The organism is Vibrio sp. 03_296 (assembly GCF_002265885.1).
In genome coordinates, this window is the sequence record NZ_NPKW01000248.1 from 1 (window position 1) to 1302 (window position 1302).

Genomic DNA, 1302 nt, shown 5'->3' on the forward strand with positions numbered 1-1302 from the left:
GTCCGTGGTCATCATGATGTTCGTGGTCGTCATGGTGTTTGTGGTCGTCATGATGTTCGTGGTCATCATGATGCTCATGGCCATCGTGCTCGTTCACCACCTAAGGTGTGTGTCACCGATAACATTCTGCAATTGCGTGCATTTGGTCGGCTTCATTGATTTGAACCATCAAGTCGGCTTGAGAGAGTTTTTCTACTGCGGCCTTTAGTTGATTTCTTGTTCTGTATTTTCTGGAGCGTGTTCAAAACCGACGACATCGGCCCCCGGAGCGGTGATTTCGAGCAGAAGATCATGGCCGTCTTGGGCGATATTAAATTCGACCTGACCGTGTACGTGAGCATCGTGTTGACGAAAGCCCTCTTGCGCAGACGCGAGAGCGGAAAAAGAAAGCCCAACCAAAATGGCGAGAGAAGTTTTGCGTAGCATGGTTCTAATCCTTAATAAACTAAATTGAAATACTTATAGACATATTTAGTTGAAGGGAGGAGAACGCGCCAAATAGGCACTGGTTGGTTGATAAGGGGCAATCGCTGTGACGGATTGCGGTTGTGCGTATTTGGGCACCAAAACGGGGACGCTAATCGCTGCTTGGTTAACACCATGATGGGCATTGGCAAACAGTTGGCAGTGATGGCTGTTGTGGTGCTCGGCATTAAAATCAAAGTCATGGGCAATGCTGGCAAAGCTCAAAAACACGCTGAGTACCACCGCAAAGATCGCAGTGTGGCGCAAAGTCATGAAAGGGAGGCTAAGATTGTGTTGCATAAACCGATTGAGATATTTGAAAGTGTTACAATATAACAGTTATTCAGCCGCAAAGTTCACTCTTTTGTCAAAAGCGTACAAAAATAAACCCATACCGATGGAGTGTATGGGTTTTATTGATGAAGAAAAGCAATTAAATGTTAGCTTTGATTAACTCAAGGACTTGAGTGATGTCATCGCTTGAAAGTGTCCCTTCTTTGACAAACAGCACTTTGCCTTGCTTGTCTTGTACGATGATCGCAGAGCTCTCTTTATCCAGTTGCCAACTGCTGGCCACCACGCCATTTTCGTCTAACACCATTGATGACCAAGGGAACTCTTTCTTGCTTGTCTTAGCGCCGAAGATTTCGACAAACGATCCTGTACCCAAATCGCGTCATCTTGATTGATGATGGTGGTGGTTTGGTAATGATCCGCTGAAAACTGTGCGGCAGTAATGGCTTGCATCAGAGGCGCATTCATCTCTTTTGAACTGCTGCGACCCGCAATAGCTTGAATCACGCGAACTTTACCGAGCATTTGTGAAGAAGCCCAAGG

At 46.2% G+C, this 1302-nt stretch carries 2 protein-coding genes and 1 pseudogene; all 3 read right to left on the minus strand.

Annotated features, from left to right (window positions below; genetic code table 11):
* Positions 1-204: 204 nt before the first annotated feature.
* The 3 genes and pseudogenes from CIK04_RS33585 to CIK04_RS23750 all read right to left on the minus strand — a co-directional run bounded on the left by CIK04_RS33585 (position 205) and on the right by CIK04_RS23750 (position 1284).
* Positions 205-426 carry a DUF2796 domain-containing protein gene (locus tag CIK04_RS33585; protein ID WP_325205753.1) on the minus strand — a complete coding sequence of 74 codons (222 nt, stop codon included), beginning with the start codon at positions 424-426 and terminating at the stop codon, positions 205-207.
* A gap of 45 nt (positions 427-471) precedes the next feature.
* A complete protein-coding gene (locus CIK04_RS23745; RefSeq protein WP_052152943.1) occupies positions 472-765 on the minus strand; it encodes a DUF2607 family protein in 294 nt (97 codons plus the stop codon).
* 133 nt (positions 766-898) lie between these two features.
* Positions 899-1284, minus strand: a pseudogene (locus CIK04_RS23750) (YtfJ family protein).
* Between the last annotated feature and the right edge of the window lie 18 nt (positions 1285-1302).

Excerpts from the sequence above, each read along its gene's own strand:
- CIK04_RS33585 (WP_325205753.1), bottom strand. The coding sequence starts at position 426 with ATGCTACGCAAAACTTCTCTCGCCATTTTGGTTGGGCTTTCTTTTTCC.
- CIK04_RS23745 (WP_052152943.1), bottom strand. The coding sequence starts at position 765 with ATGCAACACAATCTTAGCCTCCCTTTCATGACTTTGCGCCACACTGCG.